Genomic DNA, 22,295 nt, shown 5'->3' on the forward strand with positions numbered 1-22,295 from the left:
GGGTCAGGACATCAACGTCACAGCAGGCCGGCCAGACCTCGGTTGCTCTCCCTTGCCAAGGGCAACACGATATGGGAGCGTGGGGCGTGAGATACTTGGCCGCCCTCTTCCGCGCGCTTTCGATCCTGACGATCGTGAGCCTTTTGACTGCTTCGATGGCGCCGCCATCGATGGCGGCAATCGGTGATGACGTATCTTATGCGGGCATGACCACGTCGGATGACATGCCCTGCTGTCCCAGCGAGGAGTCGGTGCCGGATTGTCAGAAATCCTGCCCTCTGGCGTTGCTGTGTGTCGCGAATTGCTTCGCCAATCCCTCGATATTCTCCGCGTCGGCCAACACCCAGCCCCTCCTTGCCGGCGTGCTGATGCCTCACAGCGACCCTGACTATCGGTCGATCGCTGCCTCGCCTCCGCGTAAGCCGCCCCGTATCTGAATCCGTCGCCGGCTCGTTCGCAGCCGTTTTCACAGCGCGGCGGTTCGTCGCGCGAATGAAGCCTGTGGCTTGGGCCACCGGGCTGCCGCGCAATCGCGCGGACAATGATGGATTCGGGAATCCAGCAAGATGACATTGATGATGAAGCGCACCGCGATGGCGGTGTTGATTGTCCTTGCCACCACAGGAGCAGCCGCACCAGCAAGGGCAGATATCGGAGACTACCAGTTCCAGCTTGTCAAAACGGCGGTCAAACAGGGACCCGCCGCGGAGATCGCGGTACGGCTGATCGACAAGCGCACGAACCGGCCTGTTCCCGACGCCGTGATCTTCAGCCGGCGCGTCGATATGGCGCCCGATGGCATGGAGATGATGGCCGCTCCCATCGAGCCGCTGCCGTCCACGGAGGCGGGCGTCTACCGCTTCAAGGCCAATCTGGGTATGGCTGGAGGCTGGCGTCTGTCGCTCGCCGCCAAGCTGCAAGGTGAAACCGGCACGCTCGAAAGTAGGCTCGTGTTCCAGGTCGCGCCATGAGGCTGGTGATGCGAAACATCCTCGTTCTTGCCGTCGTCCTGGCGGCAGGGAGCGGGGGATATTGGGCAGGGCGGCGCGAGATCGCGCCGCCCGTTCCCCTCCCACCAGGCGTAAGTCCGGAGCCAAGACAGTCTCCGGCACCGTCCGGTCAGATCATCTACTACCGTGATCCAGACGGACGCGCCTTCTATTCCGGTGCGCCAAGGAAGACACCCGACGGCCGGGACTACCATCCGGTCCGCGCCAGCGAGGATACGCGCTTCGAGGAAGAGCCTACCGGCGGGTCACAAACGGATGCCAGGGCCGGGACGCGACGCGTGCTCCATTACCGCAATCCGATGGGATTGCCGGATACCTCGCCGACACCGAAGAAGGACTCCATGGGAATGGACTATGTCCCCGTCTATGAGGGCGAGGACGGTTCAGCAATCATCATCCCGACCGGCAAAAGGCAGCGTACCGGCGTGCGAACAGGCATTGCTGCGGAAAGGATCATCATCGACCCTCTTCGCCTGCCTGGGGTCATCCAACTCGACGAGCGGCGGATCGTCGCCGTGGCAACCCGCGCCGATGCCTTCATCGACAAGGTGGCCGATGTCACGACCGGCAGCCGTGTCACGGCGGGTCAATCCCTGTTGCAATTCTACGCTCCCGACATCGCTGCCGCCGGCGCGCAGTTCCTGACGGAACTCAACAATGGTGGCACGAACGGCTTGCGAGGCGGCGCCCGCCAGCGGCTGGCCAATCTCGGTGTCCCGCCCGAGACCATCGCCGAGATGGAACGGTCGCGACAGGTCCCCCTGTCGATGACGTGGCGGGCACCGCGCGACGGCATCGTGCTGCAGCGGGATGTGATGGAGGGAATGAAGGCGCCATCCGGTAGCGTCCTGTTCAAGCTTGGCGATCTGTCCATCGTCTGGGTCATCGCCAACGTGCCGGAATACCGGCTGGGCTCCGTGCAGGTAGGCGCACCTGCCAGGGTCAGGCCGCGCAGCCTGCCCGGACGGGTATTCAGCGGCCGCGTCGCGCTGGTCTACCCGGAACTGGCGGCTGAGACGCGCACGGCGCGGGTCCGGATCGAGATCGCCAATCCTGATGGCGCCCTGCTGCCGGAAATGTATGCCGATGTCGAGATCCCTGCCGGCGACGCCAGTCCCGTGCTGGCGGTTCCCGACGATGCCATCATCGACAGCGGCACCCGGCAGGTCGTCATCCTGGACAGCGGTGACGGGCGCTTCGAACCGCGCCAGGTCGCCATCGGCCAAAAAGGTGGCGGCTTCACGGAGATACGGGACGGACTCCGATCCGGTGACCGGGTCGTCGTCGCGGCGAACTTCCTCATCGATGCGGAAAGCAATCTGCGGGCGGCACTCAACAGCATGACCGAAGGGGAGGCCGCTCCATGATCGCTCGATTGATCGCCTGGTCGGCCCGTAACTTGTTCCTGGTCTTCATCGGCACGGTCTTCGCTGTGGGCGTCGGGCTCCATGCGCTGACGACCCTGCCGCTGGACGCCATCCCCGATCTCTCCGATGTACAGGTCATCGTCTATACCGAGTATCCAGGCCAGGCACCGCAGGTCGTCGAGGACCAGGTGACCTATCCGCTGACGACCGCCATGCTCACCGTGCCACGATCCAAGGTGGTCCGCGGCTTCTCCTTCTTCGGCGTGTCCTTCATCTATGTGATCTTCGAGGACGGTGCCGATCCCTACTGGGCCAGGAGCCGCGTCCTGGAATATCTGAACGCGGCAGCACCGAGGCTGCCCCCCGGCGTGACCCCCGGCCTGGGACCGGACGCCACCGGTGTCGGCTGGGTCTACCAGTACGTCGTCATCGCCAAGGAGAGGACACTGGCCGAATTGCGGTCGTTCCAGGACTGGACGCTGCGCTTCGCCTTGTCCAAGGCCGGAGGCGTGGCGGAGGTCGCCAGCGTCGGCGGCTTCGTGAAACAATACAATATCGTCGTCGATCCCCTGCGGCTGCGGACCCAGGGCATTTCCCTGTCCATGGTGCGCGACGCCGTGCGGACCAGCAACCGCGATGTCGGCGGCCGCACGCTGGAACTGTCCGAGTTTGAATTCATGATCCGTGGCCGCGGCTATATCCGCTCGGTGGCAGATATAGAGGATATCGTCCTCAAGAGCGCCCAGGGCGTGCCGTTGCGTATCAAGGACATCGCTCGGGTCGAGATCGGGCCGGACGAGCGGCGCGGCATCGCCGAACTGAACGGTGATGGCGAAGTGGCGGGTGGGATCGTGCTGCAACGCTTCGGCGCCGATGCCCTGACCGTGATCGGCAATGTGAAGCAGCGGCTGGCGGAGATCGCCGGCAGCCTGCCGTCGGGAACGGAGATCGTGCCCGTCTACGATCGCTCTCGGCTGATCGAGGCGGCCATCGCCACCTTGAAGGGAACCTTGATCGAGGAGAGCCTGATCGTCGCCCTGGTCTGTGTCGTCTTCCTCCTGCATCTGCGCAGCGCCCTGGTTGCCATCCTGATGTTGCCGGTCGGCATCCTCATCGCCTTCGCCGCCATGAAGGCCATGGGCCTCGGCGCCAACATCATGAGCCTCGGCGGCATCGCCATTGCCGTCGGCGCCATGATCGACGCCGCCATCGTGATGATCGAGAACGCCCACAAGCATCTGGAACGGGCGCCGGCCAGCACGCCCCGGGTCCGGATTCTGGTCGAGGCGGCCGGCGAGGTCGGGCCGGCGTTGTTCTTCAGCCTGCTGGTCATCACAGTGTCCTTCCTGCCGATCTTCACTCTGGAATCGCAGGAAGGCCGGTTGTTCGGCCCGCTGGCCTTCACCAAGACCTTCGCCATGGCCGCCGCGGCGCTGCTGTCGGTGACCCTGGTGCCGGCCCTGATGGTAGTCTTTGTGCGGGGCCGGATCATCCCGGAGCATCGCAACCCGGTGAACCGGCTGCTGATCCGGATCTACCGGCCGGTGATCCATCTGGTGCTGCGCGCCAAGGTCCCGACCATCCTGCTGGCACTGGGCATCATAGCCGCCACGATCTGGCCCGCCCGCCAGATCGGCTCCGAGTTCATGCCGAGCCTGGACGAGGGCACGCTGATGTACATGCCGACCACCCTGCCCGGCCTGTCGGTGACCAAGGCGGCGGAACTGCTGCAGACCCAGGATAGCATCATCCGGTCATTCCCCGAGGTGGCCTCCGTCTACGGCAAAGCCGGCCGGGCAGCCACCGCCACCGATCCGGCCCCAACCGAGATGTTCGAGACCATCATCAACCTGAAGCCGAAGGCGGAATGGCGGCCCGGCATGACCATCGACCGGCTGAAGGCGGAGATGGACGCGGCCCTGCAGTTCCCCGGCGTGTCGAATGCCTGGACCATGCCTATCCGGGCCAGGATCGACATGCTGGCTACCGGCATCCGCACGCCCGTCGGCGTCAAGCTATTCGGGTCGGACCTGAAAGAGATGGAGAAGATCGCGCGCCGGATCGAAGCAGTGTTGAAGACAGTGCCGGGAACATCGAGCGCCTATGCCGAGCGTGTCATCGGCGGCTATTACCTCGACATCACCCCCGACCGGGAGGCGCTGGGCCGCTACGGCCTGGCAATCGACGATGTGCAGGACGTCATCTCCACCGCGCTGGGCGGCGTCACGGCGACGGAGACGGTGGAGGGACGGGAGCGGTATGGCGTCAACCTCCGCTATCCGCGGGACCTGCGTTCCAGCCCTGCGGCCATCGCCACGGAAGTGCAGGTGCCGCTGCCGGGGGGCGGCGCGATCCCGTTGGGAGAGGTCGCGAGCGTCGGGATCAGCCGCGGCGCCAGTTCGATCCGGACGGAGAACGGGCAACTTGTCGTCTACATCTATGTGGACATCACAGGACGCGATCTCGGCACCTACGTCGTCGACGCACAAAGGGCCGTCGCCCAGACCGTGACGTTACCAGCCGGTTATACGGTCGGCTGGAGCGGGCAATTCGAGTATCTCCAGCGCGCCGAGGCACGGCTGAAGATCGTCGTGCCGCTCACGCTGTTCATCATCTTCCTGCTGCTGTACCTGAATTTCCGGGCGCTGACCGAGACGCTGATCGTCATGCTCTCGCTGCCCTTCTCCCTGGTTGGTGGCATCTGGCTGATGTGGGGCTTGGGTTTCAACATGTCGGTGGCTGTAGCGGTCGGCTTCATCGCCCTGGCCGGCGTCGCGGCGGAGACAGGCGTCGTCATGCTGATCTATCTCGAACAGGCGATGGCCGAGGTGAAGCAGGAATGCGCCCGGCTGGGAAGGACGCTCACCGGCACGGATATACAAACGGCGATCCTGCGCGGCGCCGTGGAGCGTGTGCGGCCGAAGATGATGACGGTGGTCGCAATCACGGCAGGCCTAGTCCCGATCCTTTGGAGCGACGGCACGGGATCAGAGGTGATGCAACGGATCGCCGTGCCGATGATCGGCGGCATGGTTTCGTCCACGATCCTCACGCTCGTGGTGATCCCTGCGATCTATGGGCTGATCAAGGGCTGGCGATTACCAAGATCGGAGCCCGCTCATCATCCTTGAGACTGGATACCGGCCCCTGTTCTGCCACCTCATGCAGCGGGGGAGGGGGAGCAAAAACATCGAGCATCGTTTTAGGTGAGCAATCAGCTACTGATACCAAGCTGCAACGAGTTCTACCTATTGCAGCTTGGTATTAGACGACCGCCTGCTTACGGATCGTCTCCACGTTGGCGCCGTGGCCTTGCTCAAGGCACCGATCGACAAGCCGAATCGCGTCGACAATTTCCTTGACCCTGTAGTTGCTTCAGGGTGCATCGTGCGCAGCCTAGACGGACGACGCAAGGAATTCGGCATGGGCAAACGGCGAGGAGAAGGGCGGGGGCGGGCGCTTGCATTGGCCATGGCGGCGACTGCCACGCTGGCCGATCAGCTTTCCAAGAGGGCTGCCCTGGCGCAGTTGGCGGAACCGCCCCGCACGATCGAGCTGACACCGTTCCTCAACCTGACGCTCGGCTTCAATCGCGGTGTCAGCTTCGGCCTTTTCAGCAGTAGCGCGGATCTCGGCTGGCTGCTGATCCTCATGGCGCTTGCCATCGTCGCCTGCCTATTGGTGTGGGCATGGTACGCCCGAGGCCGAGCCATGCAACTGGCACTGGGTGCTATCATCGGCGGCGCGATCAGCAACGTGATCGACCGGGTGCGGCAGGGTGCCGTGACGGATTTCATGGACCTTCATGCCTTCGGCTGGCATTGGCCCACCTTCAATCTTGCCGATGTCTTTATCGTCTGCGGTGTAGCGGCGCTGCTGGTGCTGGGCTGGCGTGATCAGGGCGCCGCGAGGTCCGCACATAGATAGCCCCATGCACGGACGTATCTGCGGAAAGCATACGATGCCCGATGAGCCCGAAGTCCGTTCCGTGTCCCAAATCTGATCGAACCCGTCTGACGGCGGAGGAGGACTCCATGCAAGAGCAACGCGCATCCACCGGCGAGCCCGGCTCGCAGACCCTGCTGCTCAAGATTGAGGGCCTGGACTGCCAGAACGAAGTCCGTGCCTTGGCGGCAGCCGTCGGCCCGCTGGTCGGTGGCACTGATCGCCTTACCTTCGATACGCGGGCCGGCACGATGGCGCTTATCATGCCGGCAGAGGCCAACATCGCGGCGATCATAGCCGTGGTGGACTCTACAGGCATGCGGGCGACCGTGCTAAACGAACCGGTGGCCTCAGCATCGGACGCGGTGCCGGTGTCTGCAATTCCACTGGTCTTTGATGTGGCGGGCCTGGACTGCCGGAATGAGGTGGCCGCACTCCAAGCCACCGTAAGCCCATTGGTGGGTGTGGACAGGCTGTCCTTCGACACCAAGGCCAGCACCATGACGGTGGCGGCCGGTGTAAATGTGTCGGTGGCGGAGATTACGGATCTGGTAGCGACAACCGGGATGCGCGCGACCCCGCGCCGGGGCGTTGCAACCACCAGCATGCAGGCCAATCTCTGCGCCGATGACGAGGCGTTACCGACCGCCCCGACCGGGAACACTTGTGGCTCGTCTTGCGAGATTGCGGCCCTGACGGCTCCTGCCCCAGTCCAACTGCCAGGTCAGACGGTGCTGCGCATCCACGGTATGGATTGCGGTGAGGAGGTTGCGGCGCTGAAGCGCGAGGTTGGTCCCATCGTCGGTGGCGAGGATAAACTCGCCTTCGACCTCATCAACGGCCGCATGTCGATAGCGGGCGAACTGGATGCGGGAGTGCTGGAGCGGGTCGCCACGGCCGTGATACGGACCGGCATGACGGCCGAGCTGTGGCAAGAGGGTGTGACAACCGCAGCCATGGAGACGGAGGAGCATCGGCGGCATCTGCAGACCGCTCTCACGACCATCAGCGGCTTCCTGGCGGCAGCCGGATTCGCGCTGCATGCTTGGCTGGGCGATGGCGCCGCAGCCGCTTTCATGGGCGAGGGCGAGGCGCCTTTGATATCAATCCTCCTCTACGCCATTTCGATTCTCTGTGCAGTGCGTTATGTCGTGCCCAAGGCTTGGCTTGCGGCCCGGCGTCTGCGGCCGGATATGAATCTGTTGATGGTGGTCGCCGTCATCGGCGCCGTTCTTATCGGCGAGTGGTTCGAAGCGGCAACCGTCTCGTTCTTCTTTGCGTTGTCCTTGGCGCTGGAAGCTTGGAGCCTTGGTCGGGCACGCCGCGCGGTCGCCGCACTCATGGAATTGGCACCCCCAACCGCCCGTGTCCACTTCTCGGACGGCACCGAGCGCGAGGTGCCGGCGGATCAAGTCGCCGTGGGTACACGCCTCGTCGTGCGGCCCGGCGATAAGCTTCCGCTCGACGGTCGGGTTGTGGCAGGCACCAGCGATGTCAACCAAGCGCCCATCACCGGCGAGAGCGCACCAGTGACGGTAGAGCCAGGGTCAGAGGTCTTCGCCGGCACCATCAATGGAGCGGGCGCTCTGGAAATCGAAACAACCAAGGCTGCCCAGGACACCACGCTGGCCCAGATCATCCGCATGGTCGGTTCCGCCCAGAGTCGCCGGGCACCCACTGAAGCCTGGGTTGAGCGTTTCGCCCGCATCTATACCCCGGTGGTCATGGCCCTGGCCGTTGCCGTCTTCCTGCTGCCCCCACTGTTGTTGGGCGGCGATTGGACGGCGTGGTTCTACCAGGCCCTGGTGCTGCTTGTCATCGCCTGTCCCTGCGCCTTGGTGATTTCAACACCGGTCAGCATCGTCGCGGCGTTGGCGGGCGCGGCCCGTATGGGCGTGCTCGTGAAGGGTGGTGTCTATTTGGAAGCACCTGCGCGCCTGAAGGCAATCGCATTGGACAAGACCGGCACGCTCACCGAGGGTCGGCCCAAGGTGGTGGAGGTCGTTCCACTGACAGGGCGCACCGAGGCCGACCTCCTAGCCCTGGCGGCGTCCCTGGAGGCCCGCAGCGAGCATCCGCTTGCCCGCGCCATCCTGGAGGCCGCGGCGGCGCGGAGCCTGTCGTCAATGCCGGCGCAAGATGTCCAGGCGGTGCCTGGCCGCGGCGTGATTGGCAAAGTGGACGGAAGCGGGGTGTGGCTGGGCTCGCGCCGCTACCTGGAGGAACGCGGATTCGCCAAGCCCGACCTATTGCACCGCGCCGACCTGCTGGCGGCGGCCGGGCGAACCCTGGTCGCCGTCGGCGACGAGACAAGCGTCTGGGGGCTGGTCGCCATTGCCGATACGGTCCGCCCCGCCGCCCGAACCACGGTGGCGGCGCTGCACGCCGCAGGCGTCAGGCATGTGGTCATGCTGACCGGCGACAACCGCGCGACGGCCGAAGCCATAGCACGCGAGACTGGCATCGACGAGGTACGCGCCGAATTGCTGCCGGCTGACAAGGTGGCGGCCATCGAGGAACTCGTCGCGCGGCACGGGACAGTCGCCATGGTTGGCGACGGTGTCAACGACGCCCCCGCCATGGCACGGGCCAACCTTGGCATTGCAATGGGCGCGGTCGGCACCGACGCGGCGATCGAAACCGCGGACATCGCCCTCATGGCGGACGACCTGTCGCGGCTGCCCTGGCTCGTGCGTCACTCCCGCGCCACGCTCGCCATCATCCATCAGAACATCGCTTTCTCGATCATGGTGAAGCTGGTGTTCGTGCTGCTGACCTTCCTGGGCGCTGCCTCGTTGTGGGGTGCCATCGCTGCCGATGTCGGCGCCTCGCTTCTGGTCGTGCTGAATGGCCTACGCCTGCTTCGGCGCGGCCAGGAGCCGGCGGCGTGAAACAGCCAACTCCACGAAAACAATATTCGTGCGACCGCTACGTTCAAGCCGGACCCGTTCCCTCCCGTTATCGTCCGCCTCCAGTTCATCAAGAGGGAGGAAGCGATGCGGGCAGTGCTGAAAATCATCTATGCGCCAGCCATGCTCCTGGGATTCAACGGTGTCGCGCTTTGGATCATTGGATCTGGTGCCCAGCACGCATGGCTAATGCCACTGCTGCTGGGTGCAATCGGCATCTCGTTCCTGGTAGAGCGACTGATCCCCTATGACGCGACCTGGAATCACGACCGGGGGGATACGGTTCGGGACGTGATGCATGCCCTGATCAACGAGGTGAGCGTCTACCTCTCGGCCGCGCTCATTCCGCTGCTGACGATGCTTTCGCCCGCCACCGGCCTCTGGCCCTCCGATTGGCCACTCTGGGCGCAATTGCTGATGGCGGTCTTGGTGGCGGATTTCGGCATCACGCTTTGCCATTGGGCCAGCCATCGCAACGCCTGGCTCTGGCGCCTGCACGCCGTGCATCATTCGGTCAAGCGGATGTACGGCTTCAACGGGCTAATGAAGCACCCGCTACATCAGGCGTTGGAGACCACGGTCGGCACGATGCCCCTGGTCCTCGCCGGCATGCCGCTGGAGGTAGGCTTACTGCTGGGATTTGCGGTGGCGATCCAACTGCTGCTGCAGCACTCCAACACCGACATGCGCATCGGCCCCCTGCGTCATTTCCTGGCGCTGGCACCGGTGCATCGTTTCCATCACCTGAAATGGGGTGGCATCGGTGACGTGAACTTCGGGCTTTTCACCTGCCTGTGGGACCATCTGCTGGGCACAGCCGCCTATGAGCCGGACCGACGCTTCACCTCCGACGATTTCGGCATCGGCAAGCAGCCGGACTATCCGGTGGATTACTTGGCCCAGTTAGCCGCCCCCTTTCGATCGGAGGTCGGTGCGGAACCGGTCCGGCCAACCGAATGACCGGGTGAGCCCAGGCGTCAGGACCCGGAGAAGCAGTGGTGGCACACTCCCCAGGTTCCAGCCAGCCGCGCGCGCCAGAGTTCAAGCTATCGCATCAGCAAGGACTGGCCGGCTGTCACGCCGAAGGTGCTCTTGAGCGTGCGAGCGAAATGCGCCGCATCAGCGAACCCGGCGGCATGTGCCGCCGTGGTTGCGCCCCTTCCCGCCAGCAATTCAGCCGCAGCGAGGCGCAGCCTGCGCCAGAGCACATAACGGCGGTAGGCCAGCCCCATCTCTTCGGCAAACAGGTGGCGGAAGCGGTCGGGTGACAGGCCAGCTATCCGCGCGCTCTCCTCCAGCGGGACGACGCCCTGAGACAACGTCGCGTCAATATGGTGCATGACCGCTTTGATCCGGATGTCGAGCGGCTGCTCGACCCATTCCGACGCGGCGCGCCAGGAGGTCCAGAATGATCGGCCCGGTTCTGCCCCGATGATAGGCGGCGGTTGGTCCTGCCAAACCGGCAGCAGCAGGTCCTGGAGCAGGCCGTTGGCCCGTCCAGCCGGTTCCAGGTAGATAAGCCGAGCCCATGGAGCCGGGTCCAGGCGGTGCGGTGCCAAAGGCTCGATGAGCACGCACCGGGCGCACACGACCATTCCGTTGCCGTTGATGACACGGACGGGCTCCGGGGCGATGACCGCTTGCGCCGCGAAATGCCGATGGCACTCGCCGTCGCCAACCGCTCCGTCCCAGATGGCCCAACTGTCGCCAAGCGTGAGGGTGCCCTGCCAATGACCACTCGACATTCCACTACCTGTTTTGTCGTCTGAACATCACGGGCATCACTCGGCAACGGACCATCAGATGCCGTCCGGAGACTGGCGCTCATGCCTGAGCACCATGATGAAGCACCGAATTCCCAATTTTAAGTGCGTCTGCATCCCATCAATCCATCACTCCTTATAAGCCAACAGCCGCAAAGCGTTGAATACCACCAGCAGGGTCGATCCCTCATGCATGGCGACGGCGGGGCCGATGCCCAACCCCAGGATCGTGGCCGGCACCAGCAGGGCCACCACGCCCAGGCTGACGAAGACGTTCTGGCGGATGATGGAACGGGCCTGCCGACTGAGGCCAATGGCGAACGGCAGGTGCGACAGATCGTCGGCCATCAGGGCCACGTCGGCCGTCTCCAGTGCCACATCCGACCCGGCCGCTCCCATGGCCACGCCCACCGACGCGCTGGCCATGGCAGGCGCGTCATTGACGCCGTCACCGACCATGGCCACCGGCTGTTCGGCCTTCAGCGTCCGGATGGTCTCCACCTTGTCCTCGGGCATCAGGTCGCCGCGTGCCTCGCTCAACCCAACCTCCGCCGCGACGGCCGTGGCCACGCGCTGGTTGTCGCCGGAGATCATGATCATGCGCCGCACGCCCAGCGCCCGCAGCCGGCGCATCGTATCGACCGCAGCCTTGCGGGGCGTGTCCATCAGGCCGATGACGCCCAGGTCGCGATCGCCGCGGCGCACGACCATGGTGGTGCGGCCCTTCTCACGGAGTTCCTCCACTGCGGCTGCCATGGCAGCGGAAAGCGGGGCGACGCCGTCATTGCCGAACATCTCCGCCTTGCCGATCAGCACCTTCTCGCCGTCCAGCATGGCGCTGACCCCACGCCCGGTCAGGCTGTCCAGGCTGTCGGCCGACTGTACCGGCCGCCCCGCCAGCCGTTCCCTGCCGTCGCGCACGATGGCGCGGGCCAGGGGATGGTCGCTCAGGCTCTCCACGGCGGTCGCCACGGCCAACAGGTCGATATCCGTCACGCCTTCGGCCGGAACCACATCGGTGATGCGCGGCCGCCCTTCGGTCAGGGTACCGGTCTTGTCGAAGGCGATGGCGCTGACCGAGCCCAGGGTCTCCAGCGGCCCGCCACCCTTCACCAGCACTCCGCCCCGCGCGGCACGGGCCACGCCGGACAGCACGGCGCTGGGCGTGGCGATGGCCAGCGCGCAGGGGCTGGCCGCCACCAGCACCGCCATGGCGCGGTAGAAGCTGTCGCGGAACGGCTCATCCACGACGACCCAGGCGAACAGAAGCAGCACGGCCAGTACCAGTACCGCCGGCACGAAAAAGCGCTCGAATTTGTCGGTCAAGCGCTGGGTCGGTGATTTCTGGCTTTCCGCCTCGCTGACAAGCCGGACCAGGCGGGCCAAGGTGCTGTCATCGGCGCGCTTGGTCACCTCCACTTCCAGCGATCCGCCACCATTGACCGTGCCGGCGAAGACCCGATGGGCGGCCGTCAGCCTGTCCAGGTTGGCGCGGGCCTCGGCCGGGTCGACCACCGGCTGCTTGTCGACGGGGATGCTCTCCCCGGTCACGGGGGCTTGGTTCACGCTGCTGTTGCCGGTAATGACAAAGCCGTCGGCGGGCAGACGCGTGTCTGGCTTGACGATGACGATGTCGCCGATGGCCAGGGTCTCGACCGACACCTCGGTCACCTCCCCGCCCCGGCGCACCATGGCCGTACGGGGGGCGAGCGCAGCCAGCGCCTCCATGGCGCGCTTGGCGCGGCCCATGGCGTAATGTTCCAGCGCATGGCCCAGGCTGAACAGGAACAGCAATAGCGCGCCCTCCGCCCAGGCGCCCAGCGCCGCGGCGCCGGATGCCGCCACCAGCATCAGCGTGTCTATCTCGAAGCGCTTCTGCCGCAGGTTCTCCAGCGCCTCGCGCCCCGTGAACCAACTGCCGAAGGCATAGGCCACGATGAACAGGGTGAGACTGATCCAGCCCGGCGCATCGGGCATTGCATATTTTAGAACAACGCCCAGCCCGAGGGCGGCACCGCACAGCAGCGCGAAGATCAGTTCCGTGCGCGAACCGAAGATGCCGCCATGACCATGATCATGGTCGCCGCCGGCCTTGTGGTCGTGCGCGCCGGGGTCCTGCCCCTCATCTTGATGTGAATGATCCTGCACGTTTTCCCTCCTCGCCGACCTTCGCCCGCTTTGGATTTCAGCCACTCACCAGATGGTCCAACGCCAGTCCCAGCAGGAGCAGAGCACCCATGATGGCCAGGGCCACGCGATCATGGCGCAGGTGCTTCGTTCTTTTCCGGCGAAGCATGGCCTTCTCCACCGCAGCCGGTCGCGCCTGCCGGCCACCGGTCGGACTGGCGCTTCTGGCGATCTCCCTCCGCGAGGGCCTGATACGACGCCCCATCGGACATGCTCCCGATTGAATGGGGAAACCGGTGGTAGTCATTCCGCCACCGGTCTCTTGGTCCCTCAATGGTCGTGGCCACCCAGCTCGAACTTGGCTTGGCCACTCTTGCCGGCCTTGGTCCGCAGGCTGACGACGATATCGGCGCCGTCCGGCACTTCACCCTTGCCCTCCAGCTTGTCACCGGCGGCATGGAGAACGAGGGTTCCCTTGCGGGTGGCCCCTTGGGTGAAAAGGACGCTGGCCTGGGCGCCGTCCACCGGTACCGGGCTGCCCGTCTTGCTGTCGAGCAGGTACAGGGTGACGGCACCGTCGCCCACGACCAGTTCGGTGTCCTGTCCGCCCACTTCCTTGACGATGCCGCCATGCGGCCCCTTGGCCGCATGGTCATGACCATGGCTGTCCTGGGCCATGGCCGCGGCGGGCAGCAGGCAGAGGCTGGCGGCGATCAGAAACGACTTCAACATTGGATATCTCCTTCAGGGTTGGTGGCCCCGGCGCCCGCAGGCAACCGGGGCAGTCGTCGATAAGGTCAGGGAATGTCAGGCGGTGGGATGCGAGCCCGGTGCCATGGCGACGGGCTCGTCGTCTGCCTCCCCGCTTGTGACCGGCCCGGCGAAGCGGCGGTAGAGGGCCGGCAGGACCAGCAGGGTCAACAAGGTGGCCGTGATCAGTCCGCCGATGACGACGGTGGCGATGGGCCGCTGCACCTCCGCGCCGACGCTGGTGGACAGCGCCATGGGCACGAAGCCCAGGCTGGCCACCAGGGCGGTCATCAACACGGGCCGCAGACGGGTCTGCGCCCCTTCCCGCACCGCCTCCTCCAGGCTTTTCCCGCCCAGGCGGAGCTGGCGGATGTAGGAGAGCATGACCAGCCCGTTCAGCACGGCGATGCCGGAGAGCGCGATCATGCCGACGGCGGCAGAGATGGAGAACGGCATGCCCCGCAGGAACAGGGCCAGGATGCCGCCGGTAAGCGCCAGCGGCACGCCGCTGAACACCAGCATGGCATCACGGGCCGACCCTAGCGCGCTGTAGAGCAACAGGAAGATCAGCGCGAAACAGGCGGGAACCACGATCGACAGCCGCTCGCGCGCCGCGATCAGGTTCTCGAACTGTCCGCCCCAATTGATCCAGTACCCGGCGGGAACCTGGATCTGGGTCGCGATGCGGTCCTGCGCATCCAGGACGAAGGAACCGATATCGCGGCCACGGACATTGGCCTGCACCACGATGCGGCGCTTGCCGTTCTCGCGGCTGATCTGGTTCGGCCCCTCGGTGAAGGTGAAGCGCGCCACCTCACCCAACGGCACCGTGCGCATGGCCGGTCCGCTCTCATCCCCGGCAACCCCGCCCGACAACGGGATGGGGATGGAAGCCAGCGCCACCGGATCGTTGCGCAGCGCGTCGGGCAGGCGCGTCACGATGTCGAAGCGGCGATCGCCCTGATAGACCATGCCGGCCTCGCGCCCGCCGATGGCCATGGCCACCACCTCCTGCACGTCGGCCACGGACAAGCCGAAGCGCGCCGCCCGCGCCCGGTCGACCTCCACATTCATGAAGGACGCACCGGATACCTGCTCCACACGCACGTCGGCGGCACCATCGACACCCCGGACCACGCCGGCGATCTGGTTGGCAGTGGCCAGCAGCGTGTCGAAATCGTCACCGAACACCTTGATGGCGACGTCGCCGCGCACGCCGGCCAGCAACTCGTTGAAGCGCAGTTGGATGGGCTGGCTCACCTCATACACCTGGCCCGGCAATGTACCGACGGCCTTCTCCAGCCGCTGGACCAGTTCTGCCTTGGACAGGCCGGGGTCCGGCCACTGGTCGCGCGGCTTCAGCATCACGAACATATGTGAGATGCCGGGTGGCATCACGTCCGTGCCGATCTCCGCCGTGCCGGTCTTGGAGAACGCGAACGCCACCTCCGGAAAGGCGGTCACGGCCTTTTCGATTTCCAGTTGCTGGCCCGTGGCCTGGGCCAGGTTGGTGCTGGGGATGCGGAAGGCGTTGAGCGCGACGTCACCTTCATCCAGCTGCGGGATGAACTCCTGCCCCAATTGGGTGAACAGCACCAGGCTGCCGCAGAACAGCAGGGTCGCCACCGCCGCCATGCGCATGGGCGCCCTCAACGCCTTTTCCAGCAGCGGCCGGTAGGTTTCCCCGGCCTTGCGGATGATGGCGTTCTCCTTCTCCTCCACCTTGCCCGACACGAAGATGGCGATCAGGGCCGGCACCAGGGTCAGCGACAGGATGAAGGCCGCCACCAGGGCGATGATGACGGTCAGCGCCATCGGCTCGAACATCTTGCCTTCCACGCCGGTGAAGGTCAGCAGCGGCAGATAGACGACAATGATGATGGCCTGACCATAGACCGACGGTTGGATCATCTCCTTGGCGGCGATGCCCACCTCGGCCAGCCGTTCCTTCAAGGTGAGGACACGCCCGACATGATGCTGGCGTTCGCCCAGCCTCCGCAGGCAGTTCTCCGCGATGATCACGGCCCCGTCGACGATGAGCCCGAAATCCAAGGCGCCCAGGCTCATCAGATTGGCGCTGACGCCCGCCTCCAGCATGCCCGTCGCTGTCATCAACATGGTGACGGGAATGACCAAAGCCGTGATCAGGGCGGCGCGGATATTGCCCAAGAGCAGGAACAGCACCGCGATGACCAGCAACGCTCCTTCCGTCAGGTTCTTGGCCACCGTCTTGATGGTGGAATTCACCAGGTCGGTACGGTCCAACACAGTCTTGGCGACAATGTCGGTGGGCAGGGACCGGCGGATTTCCTCCAGCTTGGTATCGACGGCGGCCGCCACCGTACGGCTGTTCTTCCCGATCAGCATCAGGGCCGTACCGACCACCACCTCCCGCCCATTCTCACTGGCGGAACCGGTGCGAACCTCCTGCCCGGTCTGGACCGTGGCAACGTCGCCCAGACGCACGGGCACGCCGCCGCGGGTGGCGACGACAACCTCGGCGATTTGCGCCGCCGTAGAGATGCGCCCGTCCGAGCGGACGATGAACAGCTCGCCATTGCGCTCAAGCTGCCCCGCTCCCAGGCTCTGGTTGGCCCGTTCCAGCGCTCCCCCCAACTCGGCAAAGGTAAGGCCGAAGGAGATGAGCCGGGCCGGATCGGGCATGACATGGTATTGGCGCACGAAGCCGCCGATGGTGTCGATGCCGGCGACCCCGGTCACGCCCTTCATCTGCGGAGAGACGATCCAGTCCTGGACCGTGCGCAGGTATGTCGCCCGCTCCGCCTCCGAGGTCAGCTTCTCACCCTCCGGGGTCAGGTAGCTGCCGTCGGGCTGCCAGCCGGGCTTGCCCGCCCGGGCCTTGTCCTTGGCGAAAGGCGCATATTCCACCGTCCACATGTAGATCTCGCCCAGGCCCGTCGAGATCGGCCCCATCGTGGGGGTGAGCCCCGGCGGCAGCAGTTCCCTGGCCTCCGTCAGGCGTTCACCCACCTGCTGGCGGGCGAAATAGATGTCCACCTTCTCCTGGAAGATGGCCGTCACCTGTGACAGGCCGTTGACGGAGATGGAGCGGGTGCTTTCCAGCCCGGCAATGCCGGCCAGCGCCGTCTCCACCGGGTATGTCACCTGCTGCTCGATCTCGAACGGTGACAGGGCCGGGGCCAGCGTGGTGATCTGGATCTGGTTGTTGGTGATGTCGGGAACCGCATCGATGGGCAGCCGCAAGAGCGACTGCACGCCGAAGGCGGCGGCGACCGCCACCAGCAGCACCACCAGGAAGCGGCGCTGGATGGCGAAAGTGAGGATGCGTTCGATCATGTCGCCGCTCCTCAATGCGAATGGGAATGTTCGGCGGCGCCGCGCGACGCTTCCGATTTCAACAGGAAGGTGTTGCCCGTCGCCACCTGATCGCCGGGAAACAGACCGAAGACGATCTCGGCTGCGGTGCTGTTGCTGCGGCCGACCTCGACCACCCGCGCCTGGAACCCTTCCGCATTGCGCACGAAGACAACCGTCTCCCCATTCAGTGTCTGCAGAGCCGATGCCGGAACGGCGATGTCGGCCTGTCCCCCACCGGCTGCAATGGTGCCGGCACCGAAATCCCCTGGACGCCACTGCCCTTCGGCATTATCCAGGGCCGCGACCACGCGGGCCGCCCCGGTCTGTGCCTCCAGCGTGGCGCCCGCCGCGATGACCTTGCCCTGCGCCGTACGCCCGTCCTGGCCCTTCAGCGTGACGGATTGCCCCTCACGCACCTGTGCCAGATCGGCCGCATAGACCGGCAGTTCCACCCAGACCTTGGACAGGTCGGCGATGGTGAAGATCTCCTTCTCCGCTGCCGCCAACTCGCCGCGTACCAGTTCGCGCCGTGTGACGCGGCCGGCGATGGGGGCACGAACCTCCAGCCGGCTCAGGCTGGAGCTGCCCTGCCGCGACAGATCAGCAATCTCCGCCGGAGCAAGGCCCAACGTGGCCAGGCGCTGGCGGGCAGCGTCCAGGGTGATCCGACTGGTCTCGGCATTGGTGCGGGCGTCCAGATAATCCTGCTCCGCCGACACCTTCTTGCGCCACAGGTCCTCCTCGCGCCGAAGCGTCGTGGCGGCCAGTGCCTCCTGCCGCTGCGCGGACAAGTAGGCAGCCTTGGCCTCAGCCAGTTCACGGCTGTCCAGGATAGCCAGCACCTCCCCGGCCTCAACCGGCTCGCCCAGGCGCTTGCGCACCTCCATGACGATTCCGGGCACTCGTGTCGTGACATGGGTCATGCGGTCGGCATCGGCAACAACGGTGCCCATCACCTGGATCTCGCGGGAAACCTCGGCGGGGCCAGCGGCCACAACCTTGATGTTGGCACGGGTGATCTGCTCGGCGGTCAGATGGATGGCGCCTTCCTCATCCTCGTGCCCCTCCTCGCCTTCACCGCCATGGCCGTGACCATCGCCGCTGGCGTGCTGGGCGGCAGGCTTGCCGCTGCCGCCGAAGGTCCAATAGCCGATACCGGCGACCGCCAGGGCCAGGACCGAAACGCCGATCAGGATGCTCTTCTTGTTCATGGTGTCACCTCTCCGCCCTCGGCGGCGGTCGCGGTCAGGCGTTCAAGCTCGGCCCGCGCATTGTGGAAGCCCTGGAGCGTGTCGATCAGCTCGCGCCGCGTGTCGAACAGCGTGCGCTGCGCCTCCAGCATTTCCAGGTAGGAGAACTTGCCCTGCCGATAGCCTTCCTGTGCCGCGGCGAAACCCTGTTCGGCAGTGGGAATGATCTTCTCCTGCAAGGCCGTGGCGGTGTCGCGCGCTGCCGCCAGGTTGGCTTGGGCGGCATTGACGCGGCGCTCCTGGTCGATCCGCTCGGCCGCCAGGTCAGCCTCGGCGGCGACCAGCTCGGCCCGCGCCTTCGTGATGGCGCCGCGATTCTGGTCGAACAGGGGAATGGGTACAGAAACGCCGACCAGGAAGGCATTGTCGCTGCCCTCCCGGAACCGGCGAAAACCGCCGGATACCGTCACGTCGGGGATGGCCCTGGACCGCTCGACCTCCAACTCGGCCCGGCTGCGCCGCACCTCGGACTCTCGGCGCAACAACTCGGTAGGCTCCGCCACGGTTTCAGCCGCCGCACCATCGACGCGCCGGAACCAGCCATCCTCCAACCGGATATCGGCCTGCATGATACCGGTAAGGTCGGCCAGGACCTGGCGGGCAGCGCTTGCACGGCGCTTGGCCTGATCCAGTCCCAACTGCGCCTGCCGACGCGCGATCTCGGCGCGGCCCAGTTGGATCGGCGCCTCACGGCCAGCCTCCAGCCGCGCCTGGGTGGACCGCTCCACCTCCCCGGCCAGCCGCAATTGCTCTTCGGCCAAGGCTACGGTTGCTTCGGCAGCGACCGCTTCGGCGAAAGCCTGGCGCACGTCGCGGACCAGGTCCAGCCTGGCGGCCGCCAGGTCGAAACCGGCGGTCGAACGGGCCGCCCGGGCCGCATCGGTGCGGGCGCCGCGTTTGCCGCCCAGTTCGATCGTCTGGGACAGGCTGTAGGTGCTCTCCACATTCCCATAGCCACGATAGGGACCGCTGCCCTTGAAATTCTCGAATTCGACCGAGACTTCGGGATTGGGCATGACGTCGGCCTGATCGACCGCCCCACCGGCGGCACGCAGCCGCGCGGCAGCCGCTGCGGTGCGCGGCGCCACCTCCAGGGCGCGAGCAATGGCCGTTTCCGGCGTCAGAAGAGACGGGGATGAAGGAGAAAGTGTCGAGGGTTCAGCGGCGGGGGGCGGTTCGGCCCCTGCCGTCGGCGCCCAGGCTAAAACCATCGCCAGGGCGGCTGCGACTTGCGTGCGCATGGATGCTCCGCGTGCGGACAAGCGAATGGCGGGTGAAGCTCAAAGGCCATCACCCGGACGGAATTCGACTTGTCAGGCGCGCGGGGGTTCGTCAGGCATGCTGGGATCGGCACTGGCCGGCACAAGTGCTGCATCCATCACGTAGCGGGTCTGCTCCCATACCACGGGCTGGGCAACGTGGGCAGCGCGTGCCCGGTCAGCCACATGTATGTGGCTGCAACCATGATGGAAATCGACATGCGTCTTGCCGACCGGAGGGCTGGCTTCGGCACCCACCGTCTGGACATCACAATTCCCGATGTCCGCGGCATGAATGCCGGGGGCATTGAACAGGAACGCCGCGAGAAGCAGCAGGACGGTCAGGAAGCGCATGGAAAGGAAAATAGGTGTGCATCCCGGTTCCCGCAAGCCTGTATTTTTGCGTCACCGGATAGGATGTGGAATGCCATTGCCTGCGTCCAATTCCGGGGATAGGCTTTACCCGTCGCGTTGATCCCGTTGGAGGGGCCCTAGAGCAATGCGCCGTATCATTTGCGCCATCCTGTCCCTCACCCTCGTCTTCACCGTCATCCATGCGGCGGCGGCGATGGCATTCGCTGCCGACGGCACTGTCTTCGAGGCCACCGGGTTCCATGACCGAGACGAGGATACGACGCGGAATTCTGTGGAACGCGCCACGGAGGAGAATGGGGTGTGCCTGCACCGTTGCCATGACGGTAGGCACCATCTCCTCGTCGTGCTGCCGGTGCTGGCAGCTTTGGTTCCCCTCTCGCCGACCGGCGGTGAGGGAGCGGTGCCCGTCCGGGTCACCCTGCCGGAAAACAGCATTCGCATAGACCGCCCGCCAAGGGCAGCCTGACACCCAGGCCACGCAAGCCATCCCCATACCCGACACGGGACAGCTCACGGCTTGTCGTCCGTTCCCCCCCGTACGCCGCGATTACCGGCAGCGATCGGCCGCATCCGGCGTTTCCGATCCGAAGTGAGATAAGCCATGAAAATGATGACGACCATCACGCTTGCCGCATTGCTCCTGACTGGATGCACGGCCGGCCTCCAGGCACCGGCCAGGACCGTTGCCGACAGTTCCTGTGAAAGCGGCCAGCGCCAAATGCAGGTGGGTACACGCCCGACCGGCCATAAGCGGCACAGCATCCGCTGGCGTCGAGGCGAGTGCGCGCCAGCGGTACTCGTACAGCCGAAGCCCGAAGCGTAGGGTCAAGGCGCTGGCGGCTTCCCGTCACGGCCGCCAGCCCCCTTCCGGTTCCGCCGGACCATCACATAGGGGATCATGCCCATCAGGAAGACGCCGGCGAAGGTCGCATAGACCGGTCATTCATATTGCGTAGCCAGCAGCAGCGAGGTGAAGACGCCCAGCACGGCCGTTGGCGGCAGGGCGCACGGCCTGTTGAATGAGCCCGTCATCATCGAGCCCATGGCAATTTCATCAGGATGTTGAAGATTCAGGCTTGTCCCTGTGGTTGCTACAGGCTTTAGGCTTGAACCTTAGCATTTGCACGTGCGGGCCAACCACCGCAGAGTTCGGCACGAGGAAAATCACCATGGAAGACAATGGAAAGCCACAGTTGCATCCTTTCCCGGCACTTTCCCTAAAGGTACCGCCCCTGGTGCTGGTCTTTCTCGCGGCGCTGGCGATGTGGCTGCTGCCGCCAATGGCTGACATGCCACATCCCGGCCCTTGGTATGCTTGGCTATGCGGCGCGTTCGGTTCCCTGGGGACCATGATTTGCCTGGCCGGGGTTTGGGCCTTCCGTCGAGCTCGGACCACTATAAACCCGATGCACCCGGATACGGCTTCATCGTTGGTGGTGCGTGGCATCTACCATCATACGCGCAACCCGATGTATCTGGGCTTCCTGATCGTCCTGCTGGCATGGGCGCTGTATCTGGCCAAGCTGTCCGCCCTCCTGGTCCCGCCGCTGTTCGTCCTCTATCTTACCCTGTTCCAGATCGGGCCGGAGGAACGGGCGCTCCGCGCTCAATTCGGAACCGACTTCGATCTCTACGCCGCCCAAGTGAGGCGCTGGCTGTAGGCAGAAACCAGCAACTCCATGCCGGTTTGGGACATCCCTTCCCCGATCACCGCCGACCAACCTGAGCCGTGCTGGTATCCGGCGACAGCGCCTCAATGATGCGGCAATCGGCAATGCGACCGCCACCGCACTGCCCGACGATACGCACCAGTTCGTCGCGCAACCGGTTCAGATCGGCGATCTTGATCTCCACCTCACGGAGCTGTGCCTGGGCCAGGACATCTACATCGGCGCAGGGCTGCTCCGGCCGGTCGGCCACATCCAGCAACGCCCGGATCGTATCCAGATGGAAGCCCAGCCCCCGTGCCCGTCGGACGAAGAACAGACGGCGGACATGGTCTTCGCCGTAAGCGCGGTAGTTGCCTGCGGTGCGTGGTGGAGCGGGGAGCAACCCGATGCGTTCGTAATAGCGGACAGTCTCGACATTGGTGTCCGTTAACCGGCCCAAGCGACCGATGCTCATCATCTCATCCTCCATGACGATTTCTCCTTGACCCTGTAGCCGCTACAGGCCCCAGCTTACGCAGGAACGCCAAGAAG

General features: G+C 65.3%; 17 protein-coding genes. 9 read left to right on the forward strand and 8 right to left on the reverse strand.

Features of this window, described 5'->3' with window-relative positions:
* The first annotated feature begins 95 nt into the window (after positions 1 to 95).
* From ABC729_RS17020 to ABC729_RS17050, 7 genes are all read left to right on the forward strand, one after another.
* Positions 96 to 437: a hypothetical protein gene (locus tag ABC729_RS17020; protein ID WP_495608799.1), complete on the forward strand. Its 342-nt coding sequence runs from the start codon at positions 96 to 98 to the stop codon at positions 435 to 437.
* Between the two features lie 138 nt (positions 438 to 575).
* Positions 576 to 971 (forward strand): FixH family protein, encoded by a 396-nt coding sequence (locus ABC729_RS17025; RefSeq protein ID WP_495608800.1) that lies wholly within the window; start codon positions 576 to 578, stop codon positions 969 to 971.
* Positions 968 to 2,377 carry an efflux RND transporter periplasmic adaptor subunit gene (locus ABC729_RS17030; RefSeq protein WP_495608801.1) on the forward strand — a complete coding sequence of 470 codons (1,410 nt, stop codon included), beginning with the start codon at positions 968 to 970 and terminating at the stop codon, positions 2,375 to 2,377. Before ABC729_RS17025 ends, ABC729_RS17030 begins: the two co-directional genes overlap by 4 nt.
* On the forward strand, positions 2,374 to 5,508 hold the full coding sequence (locus ABC729_RS17035; protein ID WP_495608802.1) for an efflux RND transporter permease subunit: 3,135 nt from the start codon (positions 2,374 to 2,376) through the stop codon (positions 5,506 to 5,508). Before ABC729_RS17030 ends, ABC729_RS17035 begins: the two co-directional genes overlap by 4 nt.
* A 181-nt stretch (positions 5,509 to 5,689) precedes the next feature.
* A complete protein-coding gene (lspA, locus tag ABC729_RS17040) occupies positions 5,690 to 6,304 on the forward strand; it encodes a signal peptidase II (protein WP_495608803.1) in 615 nt (204 codons plus the stop codon).
* Positions 6,305 to 6,411: 107 nt separating this feature from the next.
* A complete protein-coding gene (locus tag ABC729_RS17045; RefSeq protein WP_495608804.1) occupies positions 6,412 to 9,213 on the forward strand; it encodes a heavy metal translocating P-type ATPase in 2,802 nt (933 codons plus the stop codon).
* Between the two features lie 105 nt (positions 9,214 to 9,318).
* Positions 9,319 to 10,191, forward strand: a complete 873-nt coding sequence (locus ABC729_RS17050) for a sterol desaturase family protein (RefSeq protein WP_495608805.1) — start codon at positions 9,319 to 9,321, stop codon at positions 10,189 to 10,191.
* Positions 10,192 to 10,277: 86 nt separating this feature from the next.
* On the opposite strand, the gene ABC729_RS17055 is transcribed toward ABC729_RS17050, so the two are convergent.
* From ABC729_RS17055 to ABC729_RS17085, 7 genes are all read right to left on the reverse strand, one after another.
* Entirely contained in the window at positions 10,278 to 10,976 is a 699-nt protein-coding gene (locus ABC729_RS17055) for a helix-turn-helix domain-containing protein (RefSeq protein ID WP_495608806.1), read from the reverse strand.
* Between the two features lie 147 nt (positions 10,977 to 11,123).
* Positions 11,124 to 13,142 carry a heavy metal translocating P-type ATPase gene (locus ABC729_RS17060; protein WP_495608807.1) on the reverse strand — a complete coding sequence of 673 codons (2,019 nt, stop codon included), beginning with the start codon at positions 13,140 to 13,142 and terminating at the stop codon, positions 11,124 to 11,126.
* A 309-nt stretch (positions 13,143 to 13,451) separates the two neighbouring features.
* The gene (locus ABC729_RS17065) at positions 13,452 to 13,853 is read right to left on the reverse strand and encodes a hypothetical protein (protein ID WP_495608808.1); all 402 of its coding nucleotides are present in this window, start codon (positions 13,851 to 13,853) and stop codon (positions 13,452 to 13,454) included.
* A 75-nt stretch (positions 13,854 to 13,928) separates the two neighbouring features.
* Positions 13,929 to 17,189, reverse strand: a complete 3,261-nt coding sequence (locus ABC729_RS17070; RefSeq protein WP_495608809.1) for an efflux RND transporter permease subunit — start codon at positions 17,187 to 17,189, stop codon at positions 13,929 to 13,931.
* An 11-nt stretch (positions 17,190 to 17,200) separates the two neighbouring features.
* Positions 17,201 to 18,421, reverse strand: a complete 1,221-nt coding sequence (locus tag ABC729_RS17075; RefSeq protein WP_495608810.1) for an efflux RND transporter periplasmic adaptor subunit — start codon at positions 18,419 to 18,421, stop codon at positions 17,201 to 17,203.
* The gene (locus tag ABC729_RS17080) at positions 18,418 to 19,701 is read right to left on the reverse strand and encodes a TolC family protein (RefSeq protein WP_495608811.1); all 1,284 of its coding nucleotides are present in this window, start codon (positions 19,699 to 19,701) and stop codon (positions 18,418 to 18,420) included. The genes ABC729_RS17075 and ABC729_RS17080 overlap by 4 nt, the downstream gene beginning before the upstream one ends.
* Positions 19,702 to 19,773: 72 nt before the next feature.
* Positions 19,774 to 20,073 carry a hypothetical protein gene (locus ABC729_RS17085; RefSeq protein WP_495608812.1) on the reverse strand — a complete coding sequence of 100 codons (300 nt, stop codon included), beginning with the start codon at positions 20,071 to 20,073 and terminating at the stop codon, positions 19,774 to 19,776.
* A 145-nt stretch (positions 20,074 to 20,218) separates the two neighbouring features.
* Between ABC729_RS17085 and ABC729_RS17090 the strand changes: the two genes are divergently transcribed.
* Both ABC729_RS17090 and ABC729_RS17095 read left to right on the forward strand, forming a co-directional pair.
* A complete protein-coding gene (locus ABC729_RS17090) occupies positions 20,219 to 20,560 on the forward strand; it encodes a hypothetical protein (RefSeq protein ID WP_495608813.1) in 342 nt (113 codons plus the stop codon).
* A 703-nt stretch (positions 20,561 to 21,263) separates the two neighbouring features.
* A complete protein-coding gene (locus ABC729_RS17095; RefSeq protein ID WP_495608814.1) occupies positions 21,264 to 21,755 on the forward strand; it encodes a methyltransferase family protein in 492 nt (163 codons plus the stop codon).
* Positions 21,756 to 21,801: 46 nt separating this feature from the next.
* Here the strand turns inward: ABC729_RS17095 and ABC729_RS17100 are convergent, their stop codons facing one another.
* Positions 21,802 to 22,233, reverse strand: coding sequence for a MerR family transcriptional regulator (locus tag ABC729_RS17100; protein WP_495608815.1), 432 nt, complete (start codon positions 22,231 to 22,233; stop codon positions 21,802 to 21,804).
* Positions 22,234 to 22,295: the final 62 nt, after the last annotated feature.

This window comes from Niveispirillum sp. CC-CTL257 (assembly GCF_059489915.1).

Bases quoted from the DNA above. Each gene is read 5' to 3' on its own strand.
- ABC729_RS17070 (WP_495608809.1), bottom strand. From the start codon at position 17,189: ATGATCGAACGCATCCTCACTTTCGCCATCCAGCGCCGCTTCCTGGTG.
- ABC729_RS17050 (WP_495608805.1), top strand. From the start codon at position 9,319: ATGCGGGCAGTGCTGAAAATCATCTATGCGCCAGCCATGCTCCTGGGA.
- ABC729_RS17100 (WP_495608815.1), bottom strand. From the start codon at position 22,233: ATGGAGGATGAGATGATGAGCATCGGTCGCTTGGGCCGGTTAACGGAC.
- ABC729_RS17095 (WP_495608814.1), top strand. From the start codon at position 21,264: ATGGAAGACAATGGAAAGCCACAGTTGCATCCTTTCCCGGCACTTTCC.
- ABC729_RS17055 (WP_495608806.1), bottom strand. From the start codon at position 10,976: ATGTCGAGTGGTCATTGGCAGGGCACCCTCACGCTTGGCGACAGTTGG.
- ABC729_RS17075 (WP_495608810.1), bottom strand. From the start codon at position 18,421: ATGAACAAGAAGAGCATCCTGATCGGCGTTTCGGTCCTGGCCCTGGCG.
- ABC729_RS17080 (WP_495608811.1), bottom strand. From the start codon at position 19,701: ATGCGCACGCAAGTCGCAGCCGCCCTGGCGATGGTTTTAGCCTGGGCG.
- ABC729_RS17090 (WP_495608813.1), top strand. From the start codon at position 20,219: ATGCGCCGTATCATTTGCGCCATCCTGTCCCTCACCCTCGTCTTCACC.
- ABC729_RS17035 (WP_495608802.1), top strand. From the start codon at position 2,374: ATGATCGCTCGATTGATCGCCTGGTCGGCCCGTAACTTGTTCCTGGTC.
- ABC729_RS17030 (WP_495608801.1), top strand. From the start codon at position 968: ATGAGGCTGGTGATGCGAAACATCCTCGTTCTTGCCGTCGTCCTGGCG.
- ABC729_RS17065 (WP_495608808.1), bottom strand. From the start codon at position 13,853: ATGTTGAAGTCGTTTCTGATCGCCGCCAGCCTCTGCCTGCTGCCCGCC.
- ABC729_RS17045 (WP_495608804.1), top strand. From the start codon at position 6,412: ATGCAAGAGCAACGCGCATCCACCGGCGAGCCCGGCTCGCAGACCCTG.
- ABC729_RS17025 (WP_495608800.1), top strand. From the start codon at position 576: ATGATGAAGCGCACCGCGATGGCGGTGTTGATTGTCCTTGCCACCACA.
- ABC729_RS17085 (WP_495608812.1), bottom strand. From the start codon at position 20,073: ATGCGCTTCCTGACCGTCCTGCTGCTTCTCGCGGCGTTCCTGTTCAAT.